Source organism: Aeromonas dhakensis, from assembly GCF_002285935.1.
In the GTDB taxonomy this organism is placed as follows: Bacteria; Pseudomonadota; Gammaproteobacteria; order Enterobacterales; family Aeromonadaceae; genus Aeromonas; species Aeromonas dhakensis.
The window spans coordinates 59,001-74,880 of the sequence record NZ_CP023141.1; the positions used below are offsets into that span (position 1 = coordinate 59,001).

The 15,880-nt window shown below is 62.4% G+C and carries 16 protein-coding genes; 7 read left to right on the forward strand and 9 right to left on the reverse strand.

Translation table 11 applies throughout. The annotated features are described in order from the left end of the window. Positions 1-7: 7 nt before the first annotated feature. Both dusA and CK627_RS00370 read left to right on the forward strand, forming a co-directional pair. Positions 8-994, forward strand: coding sequence for a tRNA dihydrouridine(20/20a) synthase DusA (gene dusA, locus CK627_RS00365; RefSeq protein ID WP_095591434.1), 987 nt, complete (start codon positions 8-10; stop codon positions 992-994). Positions 995-996: 2 nt separating this feature from the next. Then, positions 997-1,146 (forward strand): hypothetical protein, encoded by a 150-nt coding sequence (locus CK627_RS00370; protein WP_005305049.1) that lies wholly within the window; start codon positions 997-999, stop codon positions 1,144-1,146. Positions 1,147-1,222: 76 nt separating this feature from the next. On the opposite strand, the gene CK627_RS00375 is transcribed toward CK627_RS00370, so the two are convergent. From CK627_RS00375 to CK627_RS22435, 3 genes are all read right to left on the reverse strand, one after another. After that, a complete protein-coding gene (locus CK627_RS00375; RefSeq protein WP_010636148.1) occupies positions 1,223-1,648 on the reverse strand; it encodes a hypothetical protein in 426 nt (141 codons plus the stop codon). 101 nt (positions 1,649-1,749) lie between these two features. Beyond that, a complete protein-coding gene (gene hupA, locus CK627_RS00380; protein WP_005305063.1) occupies positions 1,750-2,022 on the reverse strand; it encodes a nucleoid-associated protein HU-alpha in 273 nt (90 codons plus the stop codon). 58 nt (positions 2,023-2,080) lie between these two features. Next, the gene (locus tag CK627_RS22435) at positions 2,081-2,266 is read right to left on the reverse strand and encodes a hypothetical protein (protein ID WP_128830359.1); all 186 of its coding nucleotides are present in this window, start codon (positions 2,264-2,266) and stop codon (positions 2,081-2,083) included. Positions 2,267-2,363: 97 nt separating this feature from the next. Here CK627_RS22435 and CK627_RS00385 point away from each other — a divergent pair, with 97 nt between their 5' ends. After that, positions 2,364-2,849: an Rsd/AlgQ family anti-sigma factor gene (locus tag CK627_RS00385; RefSeq protein ID WP_005305066.1), complete on the forward strand. Its 486-nt coding sequence runs from the start codon at positions 2,364-2,366 to the stop codon at positions 2,847-2,849. A gap of 101 nt (positions 2,850-2,950) precedes the next feature. Beyond that, positions 2,951-3,331 carry a PilZ domain-containing protein gene (locus CK627_RS00390; RefSeq protein WP_095591435.1) on the forward strand — a complete coding sequence of 127 codons (381 nt, stop codon included), beginning with the start codon at positions 2,951-2,953 and terminating at the stop codon, positions 3,329-3,331. Positions 3,332-3,408: 77 nt separating this feature from the next. On the opposite strand, the gene radA is transcribed toward CK627_RS00390, so the two are convergent. Continuing rightward, positions 3,409-4,773 (reverse strand): DNA repair protein RadA, encoded by a 1,365-nt coding sequence (radA, locus tag CK627_RS00395; protein ID WP_005305075.1) that lies wholly within the window; start codon positions 4,771-4,773, stop codon positions 3,409-3,411. A 100-nt stretch (positions 4,774-4,873) separates the two neighbouring features. Here radA and CK627_RS00400 point away from each other — a divergent pair, with 100 nt between their 5' ends. Then, on the forward strand, positions 4,874-7,252 hold the full coding sequence (locus CK627_RS00400) for a PilZ domain-containing protein (protein ID WP_010636145.1): 2,379 nt from the start codon (positions 4,874-4,876) through the stop codon (positions 7,250-7,252). A 115-nt stretch (positions 7,253-7,367) separates the two neighbouring features. On the opposite strand, the gene CK627_RS00405 is transcribed toward CK627_RS00400, so the two are convergent. Next, complete coding sequence (locus CK627_RS00405; protein WP_005305083.1) at positions 7,368-8,273, reverse strand: alpha/beta hydrolase family protein; 906 nt, start codon at positions 8,271-8,273, stop codon at positions 7,368-7,370. A 50-nt stretch (positions 8,274-8,323) separates the two neighbouring features. Then, positions 8,324-9,334, reverse strand: a complete 1,011-nt coding sequence (serB, locus tag CK627_RS00410) for a phosphoserine phosphatase SerB (RefSeq protein WP_095591436.1) — start codon at positions 9,332-9,334, stop codon at positions 8,324-8,326. A gap of 120 nt (positions 9,335-9,454) precedes the next feature. Here serB and CK627_RS00415 point away from each other — a divergent pair, with 120 nt between their 5' ends. Beyond that, positions 9,455-10,063, forward strand: coding sequence for an AhpA/YtjB family protein (locus tag CK627_RS00415; protein WP_005305087.1), 609 nt, complete (start codon positions 9,455-9,457; stop codon positions 10,061-10,063). A gap of 60 nt (positions 10,064-10,123) precedes the next feature. Further along, positions 10,124-12,370 (forward strand): sensor domain-containing diguanylate cyclase, encoded by a 2,247-nt coding sequence (locus CK627_RS00420; protein ID WP_095591437.1) that lies wholly within the window; start codon positions 10,124-10,126, stop codon positions 12,368-12,370. 69 nt (positions 12,371-12,439) lie between these two features. On the opposite strand, the gene deoD is transcribed toward CK627_RS00420, so the two are convergent. The 3 genes from deoD to deoA form a co-directional block, all read right to left on the reverse strand. Beyond that, positions 12,440-13,156, reverse strand: coding sequence for a purine-nucleoside phosphorylase (deoD, locus tag CK627_RS00425; protein ID WP_095591438.1), 717 nt, complete (start codon positions 13,154-13,156; stop codon positions 12,440-12,442). 77 nt (positions 13,157-13,233) lie between these two features. Then, a complete protein-coding gene (locus CK627_RS00430) occupies positions 13,234-14,442 on the reverse strand; it encodes a phosphopentomutase (protein ID WP_010636141.1) in 1,209 nt (402 codons plus the stop codon). A gap of 14 nt (positions 14,443-14,456) precedes the next feature. After that, the gene (gene deoA, locus CK627_RS00435; RefSeq protein WP_095591439.1) at positions 14,457-15,788 is read right to left on the reverse strand and encodes a thymidine phosphorylase; all 1,332 of its coding nucleotides are present in this window, start codon (positions 15,786-15,788) and stop codon (positions 14,457-14,459) included. Positions 15,789-15,880 lie beyond the last annotated feature (92 nt).

The window sequence follows — 15,880 nt, forward strand, 5'->3', positions numbered from 1 at the left end:
GATTTTTATGCAGGCGCAGCGTTTTTCCATCGCCCCCATGCTGGACTGGACCGATCGGCATTGCCGTTATTTCCATCGTCTGATGACTCGCCAGACCTTGCTCTATACCGAGATGGTGACCACCGGCGCCATCATTCACGGCAAGGGGGATTACCTGGGGTACAGCGAGCAGGAACATCCCATCTCCCTGCAACTGGGTGGCAGCAATCCGGCCGATCTCGCACGCTGCGCCAAGCTGGCCGAGGAGCGTGGCTATGACGAGGTAAACATCAACGTTGGCTGCCCCTCCGATCGGGTACAGAACGGCCGCTTCGGCGCCTGCCTGATGGGCGAGCCCGCACTGGTGGCCGACTGCGTCAAGGCGATGCGCGATCTGGTCGACATTCCGGTAACGGTGAAGACCCGCATCGGCATCGACGATCAGGACTCCTACGAATTTCTGCAGGCCTTCATCGAACAGGTGCGCGACGCCGGTTGCGATACCTTCATCGTCCATGCCCGCAAGGCCTGGCTGAGCGGTCTGAGCCCCAAGGAGAACCGCGAGATCCCGCCGCTAGACTATCCCCGCGTCTACCGGGTCAAACAGGATTACCCGGATCTCACCATCTCCATCAACGGCGGCGTCACTTCCCTTGAACAGACCCTCGAGCACCTGCAGCGCCTGGATGGCGTCATGATGGGGCGCGAGGCCTATCAGAACCCCTACATTCTGGCGCAGGTGGACAATCTAGTATTCGGCCAGAACAACGCCGTGCCGAGTCGCCACGAGGTGGTGCGGATGATGCTGCCCTATATCGAACAGGAGCTGGCCAAGGGCAACTATCTCTCCCACATGACCCGCCACATGCTGGGGCTGTTCCAGAACATGCAGGGTGCCCGTGCCTGGCGCCGTCACCTGAGCGAAAATGCCTGCAAGCCGGGAGCAGATATCCAGGTAGTGCTGGATGCCATGGCCAAGGTGCCGGAATTCGCCGTCACCGAAGCGGCGGAGTAACCATGTACCGCTTCACTGGTTCCTGGCTGCACAAGGCCATCGTCCGGCTCTGCGCCGGTCTGCTCGCCATCCTGGGCGTCAAGCTCAGCGCCTTCTACTTCATCGGCTTGCTCATCGTGCTGGGATTGCATCGGGATCAACTGCTCGGCTGAACTCACCCCGTATCGACCAATAAAAAAACCGGCAACACCCAGTGTTGCCGGTTTTTTTATTGTCTCTTCAGCCTCGCTAATCGCCTTTGTCCACGAACTGGAGCTCGGGCGCCCTGGAAGTCAGCACATCGGCGCAGTAATCCCAGGTCGAGATGCGATAGTGCTGCAGATCCTCATCCAGATGCAGGCCGTCCGACTCCTGATGGAACCAGCTGGCAAACCGGGACGGGGTGATGAGCTGGATCTGCTCCTCGATGGCATGACTATCCTTGCCCTCGGCCAGATCGCAATCCTCCATGACCCGCACCGCGAAGATATGCCGGAAATAGACCCGGCACAGGATCTGCGGCGGCAGATCGATGCTGCGAGCCCTGCCCAGCATGATGGTGAGGGAATCGCTCCAGATATCCTGATGAAGTTCGGCCACGACCAGGCCCGGAGGGAGTTGGCGGGACGGAGCCCAAGGTACGGCAACCTGCCGAATGGCATTTTTCTGTTCCATCATCCACCTCACTACAGCGCACGCCATATCTTGAGTGTATCTGAAACAATTTCCGCTGACGATGGCAATAAAAAACCCGGCTGGCGCCGGGTTTTGGGGGATTACTTGACGGCGTCTTTGAGCGCCTTGCCTGCCACAAAGGACGGCACATTCGCGGCTGCAATCTGGATCTCTTTACCAGTTTGCGGATTGCGACCGGTACGGCCAGCGCGATGGTTCACCTTGAAGGTACCAAAACCCACCAACTGCACAGCATCACCTTCTTTCAGGCTCTGGGTAATACCATTGATGATCTCTTCCAGAGCAACTTTGGCCTGAGCTTTGCTCAGATCTGCTTTGGCTGCAATTGCATCGACAAGTTGAGCTTTGTTCATAACATTTCCTTTATGATCGGGCATTTAGCACCGGGCCACTCTATTCAAAAAAAAACACTCAGGCAAAGGCTTTATCAGCCGGATTGGCTTGAATGCTGGGGTTTTCATCAAGATCTGCGGAAATAGTCACATATCTCGCCCCTTCGTGATCGTAATTGACGGGAAGAGGAGAGCAAATGATGGCGCCTTGTAACCAAAACACCACCCGGTGTAACAATATCCCCATGCCCCTATTGACGGTCAACCGGATTTTCCCTAGTTATAGGAAGGTGTCGTCAGTCCATAAAAAGGCCGGAGGCCTGTCACGATAGCACTCCATGCCTATGCCCCACGGAGGGAGTATGTTAACTGAACTGGAACAAACCAAACGCGCATTGGCAGGAAAGCACAGAGCTATCGATGACTGGCTGGACGCCAGACAGGCACTGCTGGTCGAGTACATGCGCCTCGCCGGCTTGAAACCCACCCGCAACAGCAAGCAGCGCTCGCTCCCGGGCCATGTGGAACTGCAAAGTTTCTGCGAACAGCTGGTCGACTACGTCAGTGCCGGCCACTTCGAGATCTACCACCATGTGGTGACCGCTTTCGAACAGGCCAGCGGCGACAAGCTGGAGCTGGCCAAGCGCATCTACCCCCATATCCGCGCCTGCACCGAGTTCGCGCTGGAGTTCAACGACAAGTACAGCAACGCGGACGAGGCCCAGATGCTGCTGCTGGATGAAGACTTGAACCAGCTTGGCCCCGTGCTGGAAGATCGTTTCAAGCAGGAAGATCGGCTGATCAAGGCACTGCAGGTAGTAGAGTCACTCAGCGCCCAGCAGGTTTGATATCCAATTTCGGAGCCAGTTCAAGATCCTGATGTGCAAGGTGCATTACACTCTATGTCATGACCTATAGCACCCGTACCTATTGCTGACAGGAGATGAGAATGTCCGAGCGTCGCCGTTTTTCACGGATCCTTTACTTGACCATGGCCGATCTCGTCCAGGGCGATAAAAAATGGCGGACCCAGCTGGTCGATATTTCCCTGCAAGGCGCCCTGCTGATCCGGCCCGATGACTGGGAAAGCAATGACGACAAAGAGTACTCACTCAGCTTCGTGCTGAGCGGCAGTGACATCGAGATCAAGATGCTGGTCATGCTGACCCATGAAGCCAGCAAGAAGCTGGGGTTCTACTGCCACCATATCGATATCGACAGCGCCACCCATCTCAAACGGATGATCGAGCTCAACGTCGGCGATGAAGAGTTGCTGCACAGGGAGCTGGAACAGCTGCTGAGCGAGCATCTCGAACACCCCCACCCCTGAGCCACTGCCCCATCACCCAATAAAAAGGAGCGCCCGTTGCGCTCCTTTTTGTTGCCCGTCTGCGAACCCTGTTCTGCTTACAGCGCCTCCAGGGCATCGGCCAGCTTCTTGACCGGCACCACTTCCATGCCCTCGATGGGATGCTTGGGGGCATTGGCGTGCGGCACTATGGCCCGGCGGAAGCCATGCTTGGCCGCCTCCTGCAGCCGCTCCTGGCCGGACGGCACGGGCCGGATCTCGCCGGACAACCCCACCTCGCCGAACACCACCAGATCCTTGGGCAGGGAGTGATCGCGAAAACTGGAGACCATGGCCAGCAGCAGAGCCAGATCCGCACTGGTCTCCTCTACCTTGACCCCGCCGACCACGTTGATGAAGACATCCTGATCCGCCATCTGCAGCCCGCCGTGGCGATGCAGCACTGCCAGCAGCATGGCGAGCCGGTTGTGATCCATCCCCACCGCCACCCGGCGTGGATTGGAGAGCTGGGAGTAGTCCACCAGCGCCTGCAACTCCACCAGCAGCGGACGCGTGCCCTCCCAGATCACCATCACGATGGAGCCGGGCGCCTGCTCCTCACCGCGGCTGAGGAAGATGGCGGAAGGGTTGCTCACTTCCCGCATCCCCTGCCCGGTCATGGCGAAAACCCCCAGCTCGTTGACCGCCCCGAAGCGGTTCTTGTGGGAGCGCAGGGTGCGAAAGCGGGAGTCGTGGCTGCCGTCGAGCAGCACGGAACAGTCGATGCAGTGTTCCAGCACCTTGGGACCGGCCAGGGTGCCATCCTTGGTCACGTGGCCCACCATGAAAATGGCGACGTGATTCTGCTTGGCATAGCGGGTCAGCAGGGCGGCCGCTTCCCGCACCTGGGAGACGGACCCCGGCGCCGACTGCACATCCGCCACATGCATCACCTGAATGGAGTCGATGACCATGATCTGCGGCTGCTCCTGCTGGGCAATCAGGCAGATCTGCTCGACCGAGGTCTCCGACAGCATGCGCAGCTTGTCGGTGGGCAGGCCGAGGCGCGATGCCCGCATCGCCACCTGCTGCAACGACTCCTCACCGGTGACGTACAGGGTCTTCATTCGCTCGGCCAGGCCGCACATGGTCTGCAGCAACAGGGTCGACTTGCCCGCCCCCGGGTTGCCACCGATCAGGATGGCCGACCCCGGCACCACGCCGCCGCCAAGCACCCGATCCAGCTCTTTGAAGCCGGAAGAGAAGCGGGGGATCTCGGTGGTGGCGATCTCCGCCAGCGTCTGCACCTGGCTGCCGACGGCGCCGGCATAGCCGCTGTAGCGGGCGCTCTTGCCCGGGGTCACCGAGCCGAGACGCACCTCGCTGATGGTGTTCCACTCCTTGCACTCACTGCACTGGCCCTGCCAGCGTGTGAAGTCGGCGCCACATTCGGTACAAACATAGGCAGTTTTGTTTTTGGCCATGGATAACTCGGGGACAGGATGAATTCCTGCTTGATATACTTGTTTGCGACCGACAGATCAAACCCAGAATCGGAAAAGTGACTTTCCGTGGCAGGAACACATGGAATCAGAACAACAACAGCACCTGATTGAACAACTTATTCCTCTGCTCAGAGAAAAGGATTTCGATGACATCTTCAATCGCCTGACCCAGGACGAGAACAGCAACAGCCGTTTTCTGATCAAGATGGAGCTCAAACGCAAATGCACCCCCTGCCGCCGGGTCATCGACATGCGCGACGAGCTGGGCGATGAGTGCCTGGTGCACGAGTTCGAAGGGATCACCCATTTCATGCCGGCCGAGGCCATCGGCCTGTTCCAGTCCCAGTGCTACCTCTACAAGGATGACTACACCCTGGGGGTCTACGAAGCGCTGCAATACTGGCAAAAATACCAGCATGGCAAGAACGACGGCCAACTCCAGCCCCCCGTCAGCCCGTTTCGCCAGTACGACGTCAATCCCATCTCCTTTGCCAGCTACTATGGCCGGCGCCAGGAGCGGATGCACTTCAGCTCCCCCGTGGTGATCAAGTTCGCCGATGGCGACAAGCTGTTCGCCAAGAGTTCCGATCTCTCTCTGGGCGGGATCCGGGTTTCGGTGCCCTATCTGCCCAACTACCAGACCGGCGCTCAGGTCGAGGTGTTCTTCACCGGGCTGGAGCGGGATCACCCCAACCCCGTCCTGCACCATTCGGTCAGCTACCAGATCCTCGGGGAAGAGAGCAAGGAGGGGAAATACTGGCTCAGGCTGATCAAGACCGGCGAGCACCCGGCCTTCGACCAGTTTCTGAATGACTTCATCGAGAGCAACAAGAGCCGCTACCGGGTCAGCGTCGACTACCTGCTGTCCGCGGCCATCATCAAGGGGTATGAGCAGTTCTACCTGCCGCGCATGACCGGCATGCCGCTGTTCTTCGGCTCGGGCGACAGTCCCAGCCTCGAGATCGCCCTGCGCACCGAGAACAACCAGCACATCCTGGAGTATTGGCGCGACGCCAAGAACCGCGACATGCTCGCCAGCCTGTTCTCGGCCACCCGCATGCAGGCCCTGTTGCCGGCGAAGGGAGAATTGAAAGAGACCCTGATCTACTGCTTTACCCATTCGGTGCGCAGCCACCTCTACTTCTTCTCCGCCACCCGGGAGGAGCTGCTGCAAAGCGGCCTGATGTCGCTCTTCTTCCAGGTCGGGGCCCGTCGCCCCAGCTGGCGAGTCTACAAGTTCAGTCTGGAGCGCTGCGATCTGCACGAGGCCGATCTGGCCAGTCAGCAGGGCAAGGAGAGCCCCCAGCTGCAGGACATGCTGCTGCAGGAGCGGCTCAAGCAGATAAGCTACGTCGGTCTGCTGCAGCAAGTCGGCCTCGACAGCCAGCGGGAAGAGTTCCAGTTCGACGCCAGCAGCCAGCACAACGCCAACGAGCTGCAACGCTTCGGTCACGACAGCAGTGCCGCCCCCTTCGAGATCGAGACGCTGCACTATGTCCAGCTGCGTAAGGAGGCTCGCTACATCCACAAGACCGCCGTCGCCATCAAGCACAATGGCCGGGCCTGGCTCGGCTGGACCCGCGACATCTCGGCCCACGGCATGCAAATCGAGCTGGAAGAGCCGTTCGAGGGGGCGAAGGACGACATAGTCACCATTGCCCTGCCGCGCCTGCAGGAACTCTCCAAGAGCATGGATCTGCAACGCCTCCCCTACCGGCTGGTCAGCATCAACCTGACCCGCACCGTGCTGCACCTGTGCATCGAGGGGGATCCCGAGCGCCACACCGGCCGCCAGTTCTTCAAGCTTCTGATCGAGAGCAACCAGAACAAGCTCAAAGCGGCCCAGGAGCAGCGCCGTTATCGCGGCATGGCGCGGGCACTGCGCAACATCTATACCCACCACGTCTTCTGCACCCCGGTCTACATCAACAAGCTCAAGGGTGCGCCCAAGCCGGCCTCGGTCGGCCATGCGCCGCAGCCGCGCAGCCTGTCGCGGCTGCTCAAGGCCTGTGCCGAGCAGGGCGATCAGGACAACCTCTACCCGCTGTTCCAGGGGGAGTTGCTCAAGCAGCTCATCATGAACCCGCTGCGGGCCATCGAGCGGGAGGATCAGCCCCAGGAGGAGGAGGTCTATATCGCCAGTCTGCAGACGGCGACCGGTCTGCCCATCTTCACCAGCCGGCTCGCCAGCAGCTTCCAGAACGTGGCGGAGAAGCGCAGCTTCATCGAGCAGGCACTGCGCCAGGGGGAGTTCTACTCTGTGCTGGTCGGCATCTCCCGTACCGGTCGCCCCGATACCAACTTCATCGCCAACGAGCTGGACTACATCGCCAAGTTCGCCATTCACAAGGCCAAGAAGCTGGAAGAGGAGCTGTGGAGCGTGGTGGGGGTTGGCGAGCTGACCGATACCAGCCAGGCAACTCTGTTCCGGCTCGGCATCACGGCGCCCATCAAGTAAAGAAGAGGGCGCCGACTCGAGGCGGCGCTACACCAAGCAGCAAGCAATGGCGGACCCAGGGTCCGCCATTGTTTTTCGCACTCTTGTGGCTACCAGCCCCCCGAGGGTTCCCCCATCAGGCCGCCTGCGGGTTGAGCAGCCATTCGAGGATCTGCGGGAAGTGATCCTCCTGCGCCTGAGGTGCAGTCAGCATGTTGATGTGGTCGTAATCGAGCCGGTTGCCGTTGTCCCGGCCGAGCCGGGTATGGCGCGCAGCCGAGCCCATCTCGGCGCTGAAGCGGCGCACGTCGGTCGGGTGACCCAGCACCTTGTCCGCCTTGGCCGAGATCATCCAGAGCGGCGGCCAGTTGACCCGGGCGGCCGCCTCGTCATAGGCGAACCCGTCGCTGGGATCCTGCCAGGGGCCACACTTGACCCAGGGGATGGTCTCCTGCAGGTAGCGCAACGGCTCGTCATCCGCCCCTATCTTCAATCTGCGCGCAGCCAGAAAGCCGTTGCGGCTGGCCAGCCAGGGGGCCAGCCGGTTCCAGATCAGATCCACCTTCAGCCAGCGCTCCGGATTTTGTACCGACACGCCGCGCTTAGTGCCAAAGAACACCAGGCTGGCCACCTGCTCCGCCAGCTCGGGAAAGCGCACCAGGGTCGACGCCATGATGACGCCGCCCCAGGAGTGGGCCATCCAGTGCAGCTTGAAACCAGCATGACGGGCGGCAATCCAGCGGTGCAGGGCCGGCAGATCCTCGGTGATGAGCTCATGCTGGCCATGTTCGGCCTGCTCGGCGATGGCCGGCGTGCTGAGCCCCCGCCCGCGCAGATCGGCCACATAGACCTGATAGCCGTGGCGGGCCAGAAAACAGGCCAGCCCCTTGCCCGACTCGGTATAGAAGATGCGCCCGTTCTCGATGGCGCCGTGCACCATCAGGATCGGCTCGCCATGTACCGCGACCCGAGGCTGAATGTGGCGAACGTGCAGCCTATGTTCGCCGCAGGGAATAAACAGGGATTGTTGTAGCAGTTCCATTTTGAGACTACGTCCTCCGTGACGTGGGGTTGAGTCCAGCCCTAGTGGGCTCAGCGCCTATCCCAGCGCTGCTGGCGGCAGGCCAGGGCGCCAAGCAGGCAGATCACCCCTTCCAGATCGTGGTGGTTGAGGGTGGCCGCCGCCTGGGCCCGCACCAGCGGTTTGGCGTGGATGGCGATGCCGAGCCCGGCCACCCCCATCATCTTGAGATCGTTGGCACCATCGCCCACGGCCACGGTCTGGCCAGTGGCGATGCCGTACTCCGCGGCCAGCTGCTGCAGCACCTCGGCCTTGACGGCGGCATCGACGATGCGCCCGCTCACCTTGCCGGTCAGCTGCGGCCCCGCCACCGCCAGCTCGTTGGCGAAGATGGCGTCCAGCCCCAGCTCCCGCTGCAACTGGCCGGCAAAACGGGTGAAACCACCGGAGGCGATCGCCACCTTCCAGCCAGCCTGCTTGAGAGTGTCGACCATCAGTTGCAGGCCCGGCATCCAGGGCATGTTGGCCGCCACCTCGTCGAGAATGGTGACCGGTGCCCCCTCCAGCAGGGCGACCCTGGCCCGCAGGCTGTCGGAAAACTCCAGCTTGCCCTGCATGGCGGCCGCAGTGACCGCCGCTACCTGCTCGCCGACCCCGGCCAAGCGGGCAATCTCGTCGATGCACTCGATGCGGATGGCGGTGGAGTCCATGTCCATCACCAGCAGACCGGGCTCAGCCAGGCTGGGCAGGGCCGGCAGATGACACAGATCGATATCCCACTCCTCCCCCTTGAGCGTCTGTACCAGAGCGGGTGAGAAGCGATCCGTGCCCAGCAGCAACAGGGGTACCCCGGCCTGCATGGCGGGCGGATAGAGCCGTGCCTGCAGCCCGTGCCGCGCCAGCAGTCCGGCCAGCCTGCCGAGATGGTGGCCGCCAAGGGTCCGACCGAACAGCACCAGCCAGGCGCCATCCAGCGCACTGGCGGCGGGCAGCAGCGCCTGTGGCGTCGCCTCCCACCAGGGGGCGCCGGACAGGCACTCGGGCCACTCTGAAATATCTGCAGGCAATTGGGACAACAACATAGGGATAACGCCTTCCTTGGTGATCATGGGGTTAACAAAACTGGCCCAGAGTAGCGTATTGCTTTTTGTACAGGCAAGCGCCAAGATCCCGCCACTCCTTGTCAGCAAAAGGCTCAACGCTTGCGTCATCTCCCCATCAAACGAGTGCTCAGTCTGGGTGCCGGTGTCCTGCTCGGACTCTGGGTGCTCGCCGTGCTCATTCATATGCAGGGCGAGAGCCAGGCCTCGTTGCACAGCGAGGCGCGCAACCGGGCCCAGGCACTGGTGGCCTATGCCGCCCGGGACATGAAACGCTGGATCAAGGAGGAGAAAAACAGCGAGCTGGAGCGGCTGGCCCGGGATCTGGCCGCCGAACCAGAGATCCTCGATGTCACCCTCTACGATGCCCGCGGCATTCCCCTCGCCCAGTCGGACAATGCAGTGCCGCTGGACAGCCTGCTGCCCATCGGCGACAACAACAAGTCGGTCCCCGAGCAGGGCAAGGGGCGCATCCAGTTCGTGCAGGAGATCCTGGATGGGGAGCAGACGCTGGGCTATCTGCGCATTACCCTGGAGGAGCAGCAGATGCTGGCGGACAAGGACACCCGGCTCAAGGTGGTGCAGGAGAAACAGCGGCTGATGCTGCTAGTCGCCCTGCTGGCCGGGCTGCTCATCTCCTACGGGGTGCGCCGCAACTACATGCGGGTGCGCAAGCACAAGAAGAAAAGCAAACCGGTCGAACCGCAATAAGACGGTGCGACCTCATCGCCTTGTATACAACCCAGGCAATGCCACCAGCAGGAGCGCTGTATGATTGCCCCCCCTCTTCCTCTGGATGAAGAGAGCCGACTGGAACGACTCCGCATCCTGGGCTTGCTTGACCGCGAGCCCATCGACCAGCTGGATCGCCTGACCCGGCTCATCACCCGCCATTTCTCGCTGCCCATCGCCATGGTCTCGCTGACCGACGTGAACCGGCAGTGGTTTCTCGCCCGCACCGGGGTCACCCTGTGCGAGATCAGCCGGGAGCACTCCTTTTGCGGCCACGCCATCCTGCGCCCCGACATCATGCAGGTGCAGGATGCCAGACTCGACCCGCGCTTTGCCGACAACCCGCTGGTGACGGGCGAGCCCCACGTGGTCTTCTATGCCGGCCGGCCACTGCGGGCGCTGGACGGCGTGGTGCTCGGCACCCTCTGTCTGGTGGATCATGCAGCGCGCCACCTCGACGAGGAGGCCTGTCGCGATCTCGACGACTTCGGCCGCCTGGTGGAGAACACCCTGCACGATCTGGAAAGGCGCCATCAGGTGCGCAGCCTCAACCAGGTGCTGGAGGACAAGGAACACCTGTTCACCCTCACCTTCAACCAGTCCTCGGTGGGCATGGCCCTCTCGTCGGTCGAAGGACGCTGGCTGCGGGCCAACCCGGGGCTGGAGCGACTGCTCGGCTACAGCGAACAGGAGATGCTGACGCGAACCTGGCACGCCATGACCCACCCCGAGGATCTGCCGCGCGAGCTGGCCCTGTTCACCGCCCTGCTCGCGGGGCAGCGGCAGGACTACCGGCTGGAGAAGCGGATGATCCGCGCCGACGGCAGCCTGTGTTGGGTCCAGCTCAGCGTGACCCTGTGCCAGAGCCGCACCATGGCCCCCCACATGATCGCCGTGTTTGCCGACCTCACCGAGCGCAAGCAGGTCGAGGCCGAACTGCTGCAACTGCAGCAAGGGCTCGAGCAGCAGGTGCGTGAGCGCACCCGCGAGCTGTCGAGCACGGTGGAGCAACTGCATCGCGAGATGCGCGAGCGCGGCGCCGTGCAGCAACGCCTGTGGCAGGAGCAACGCCGGCTGCAACACATGCTGGAGCACACCAGCAACGCCTTCCTCGAGCTCGACGAGGCGCTGGTTATTACCGGCTGGAACCCGGCCTCCACCACCCTGCTCGGCTGGCACCCCGAGGAGATGCTGGGACGCACCCTGCCCACCCTGCTCGGCAGCGCTCACCCTCTGCTGGCGCTGCTGACCCATCCCGAGCGCGCACAGCGCCGCCTGGAGTGCGACATCGGCACCCGCAGCGGTCGCCAGGTCCCGGTCGAGGTGAGCGCCGAGCGCTACCAGTTCGACGGCAAGGTGCGCCTCGCCCTGTTCCTGCACGACATCAGCGCCCGCCGCCAGGTGCTGGCGGAAATCGAGCGCGGGCGGGCCCGGTTGCGGGCCATCACCGACGGCCTGCCGGTCACCATCAGCATGGTCTCGCCCGAGGGGCGCTACCTGTTTGCCAACCAGGCCTACTGTCGCTACTTCGGGCTGGATCCCGAACGGATACGGGAGATGAGCGTGCGGGAGGTGATCGGCGAGGCGGCCTACGGCCGGGCCATCGCCCATCTGGAGCAGGCCCTCGCCGGCGAGCAGGTGAGCTTCGAAAACCGCTTTGAGCTGCCCATAGGCCCACGGGATCTCAGGATCACCATGATCCCGAGCCGGGGCGACGAGCCAGGGGTCTACATCCTCGGCAGCGACATCACCGAGTTCAAGGCGCTGCAGAACCAGCTGGAGCACGAGGCGGCCCACGACCCCCTCACCGGCCTGCCCAACCGGCGCGCTTTCACCCTGCGCCTCTCCCGGGAGCTGGAACGAGTGCGTCAGAATGCCGAGACCCTGGGGCTGCTGTTTCTCGATCTCGACGGCTTCAAGCGGATCAACGATCAGCTCGGCCACCACGTCGGCGACGCCCTGTTGCAGCGCTTCGCCAGCGTGCTCAGTGCCGAGGTGCGCCCCGGTGACATGGTGGCGCGCCTGGCCGGCGACGAGTTCACCATCATACTGCCGGCCCTGCGCCAACCGGAGCAGGAGCTGCCCACCCTGTGCGAACGGCTGCTGGCGGCCATGGCGGTACCGGCCGACGTGGCCGGCCACCAGCTGCCCCTCGCCGGCAGCATCGGCGGAGCCATCTGCCATTCGGGCCAGTATTGTCACATCGACGATCTGCTGCACCGGGCCGACAGCGCCATGTACCGGGCCAAACAGGCCGGCAAGGGGCGCTTCGCCCTCGACCTCTGATCTTCCCTCCTTGAAATGCAAAACGGCGGCCCGAGGGCCGCCGTTTTCATTATTCATGCGCGAAGGGGATTAGTTGTCGCCCAGCAGGACGGAATCCAGCGCGATTTCGATCATGTCGTTGAAGGTCAGCTGACGCTCTTCGGAGGTGGTCTGCTCACCGGTACGGATATGGTCGGAGACGGTGCAGATGGTCAGTGCGCGAGCACCGTACTCTGCGGCCACACCGTAGATGCCGGCGGCTTCCATCTCGACACCCAAGATGCCGTATTTTTCCATGACGTCGAACATGGAGGGGTCCGGGGTGTAGAACAGGTCGGCGGAGAAGATGTTACCGACGCGCACGGCAACGCCCTTGTTCTTGGCGGCCTGTACAGCATTGGCAACCAGATCGAAGTCGGCGATGGCGGCGAAGTCGTGATCCTTGAAGCGCAGGCGGTTCACCTTGGAGTCGGTGCAGGCACCCATGCCGATCACCACGTCACGCAGCTTCACGTCTTCACGCACGGCACCGCAGGAGCCGACGCGGATCAGAGTCTTCACGCCGTAATCGGTGATCAGCTCTTTTGCATAGATGGAGCAAGACGGGATGCCCATGCCGTGGCCCATGATGGAGATGCGACGACCCTTGTAGGTGCCGGTGAAACCGAACATGTTGCGCACGTCGCACACCTGTTCGACGTTATCCAGGAAGGTTTCGGCGATGTACTTGGCGCGCAGGGGGTCGCCCGGCATCAGCACGGTGTCAGCAAAGGCGCCATCTTTCGCATTGATATGAGGAGTTGCCATTCTCTTGATTCCTTCACACTAGGTTGAGTTTTATTGTCTTTATTGGTTGCCCGCCGCCGAGGCGACGGGCGGGTAACTTACAGGAAGCTGGTACCGTACGCCAGTTTGGGCAGACCGTGGTACGCCGCGATGCTCTGGCCGATGTCGGCAAAGGTCTCGCGACGGCCGACGGAACCAGCCTTGACCGGCTTGCCGTAGAACAGCACAGGGATGTACTCGCGGGTGTGGTCGGTGCCGCTCCAGGTCGGGTCACAGCCGTGGTCGGCGGTCAGCACCACCACGTCGCCATCCTGCATCAGCTCGAACAGCTCCGGCAGGCGGGAGTCGAAGTACTCCAGCGCATCGGCGTAGCCCTTCACGTCGCGACGGTGACCGTAGGAGGAGTCGAAGTCGACGAAGTTGGTGAAAACGATGGTCTGGTCACCGGCCGCTTTCACCTCTTCCAGGGTTCTGTCCCACAGCTCGGTCAGACCTGTGCCCTTCACCTGCTTGGTGATGCCCTGCTGGGCATAGATGTCGGCGATCTTGCCGATGGAAACCACCTGGCCGCCCGCTTCCTTCATGTAATCCAGCACGGTCGGTGCCGGCGGCAGTACGGAGTAGTCGTGACGGTTGCCGGTACGCTTGAAGTTGCCCTTGCCACTGCCCACGAACGGACGCGCGATGACGCGGCCGATGTTGTAGGGCTCCAGCAGCTCGCGCACGATGTGGCACAGCTCATAGAGCTTCTCGAGGCCGTAGGTCTCTTCGTGGCAGGCGATCTGGAACACGGAGTCGGCGGAGGTGTAGAGGATCGGCTTGCCGGTACGCATGTGCTCTTCGCCCAGATCGTCCAGCACCTGGGTACCGGAGGCGTGGCAGTTGCCCAGATAGCCCGGCAGACCGGCCTTCTCGACGATGGCATCCAGCAGCTCCTGCGGGAAGCTGTTGTGGTGATCCTTGAAGTAGCCCCACTCGAACAGCACGGGCACGCCGGCAATTTCCCAGTGACCGGACGGAGTGTCCTTGCCGGAGGAGAGCTCCTGGGCAAAGCCGTAGGCACCGACTACCTCGACGTCCTTGTTCAGGCCGGCCGGGAAGGTGCCGCTGGCGAGTTCACCCGCGTGGCCCAGACCCAGCTTGCTGAGGTTCGGCAGATTGAGGGCGCCACGGCCCTCGAGTTCGCCGGCGGCACAGGCCTTGGCGATATGGCCAAGGGTATTGGCGCCCACATCGCCGAACTTGTCGGCGTCGGCGGCAGCGCCAATGCCGAAAGAGTCCATCATCAGAATAAAGGTACGTTTCATGGGACTTCCCCTTGTTACAAATCAGCCAGACCGATGCGACGGTAAACCTCGGGCAGCGCCTCCGGTTGGGTATCACCGATCTTGACGGCAGCCTGCACCATGCTGGCGGCCTGAGCAAATTGCTCTTCAGTTTGAGCGTGGATCAGGGCGAGCGGCTTGTCTGCCTCAACACTTTGACCCAGGCGGATAAAGTCGGTCAGACCGACGGCATAATCAAGCTTGTCACCGGCAGCGCGACGGCCACCGCCCATGGCGACCACGGCCAGACCCAGTTCGCGGGTATCCATGGCGGTCACGAAACCGCTGTTGGCGGCATAGACGGGACGCACGATGGCGGCTTTGGGCAGGTGATGATCGTAGCGCTCCATGAAGTCGCTCGGGCCGCCGAGGCCGGTCACCATGCGACCGAAGATCTCGGCCGCCTTGCCGTTGTCCAGCACCGCCTGCAGCTTGCGGCGGGCCTCGCCGTCATCGCTGGCCAGGCCGGCGGAGATCAGCATCTCGGCGCACAGCGCCATGGTGACGGCATGGATGCGCGGGTTACGGTATTCGCCGGTCAGGTAGCGCACCGCTTCGCGCACTTCCACCGCATTGCCGGCGCTGGAGGCCAGCACCTGGTTCATGTCGGTCAAGAGCGCTGAAGTACGGCAGCCCGCACCGTTGGCCACCGCGACTATGCTCTTGGCCAGCTCCTCGGATGCTTCAAAGGTCGGCATGAAGGCACCGGAGCCCACTTTCACGTCCATCACCAGCGCTTCCAGCCCGGAGGCGAGCTTCTTGGAGAGGATGGAGCCGGTGATCATGGCGATGGATTCGACGGTAGCGGTGATGTCCCGTACCGCATAGATACGCTTGTCGGCCGGGGCAAGATCGCCGGTCTGGCCGATGATGGCGACCCCCGCCTCTTTCACCACTTTCAGGAAACGGTCGTTGTCGACCGAGGTCTGGTAGCCGGGAATGGCATCCAGCTTGTCCAGGGTACCGCCGGTGTGGCCCAGGCCACGGCCGGAGATCATCGGCACGAAACCGCCACAGGCGGCGACCATGGGGCCAAGCATCAGGGAGACGACGTCACCCACGCCGCCGGTGGAGTGTTTGTCGACGATGGGGCCGCCCAGATTGAGGTGGTCCCAGGTCAGCACCATGCCGGAATCGCGCATGGCGCAGGTCAGGGCAACCCGCTCATCCATGGTCATGTCTTTGAAGTAGACCGCCATCGCCAGTGCCGCAATCTGGCCCTCGCCGATGGTGTTGTTGGTAATGCCCTGAACGAAAAATTGAATCTCTTGGGTACTGAGCGCTTCACCGTTGCGCTTCTTGCGAATGATTTCTTGAGGCAAAAACATCTTTCATTCCCTCCGCCATTGCTGGCGTTACACAAGTCTGAATCCTTGCCCGCACCCCACACGGGTGGGGCGCAACAGGGCGGACAGCGGTC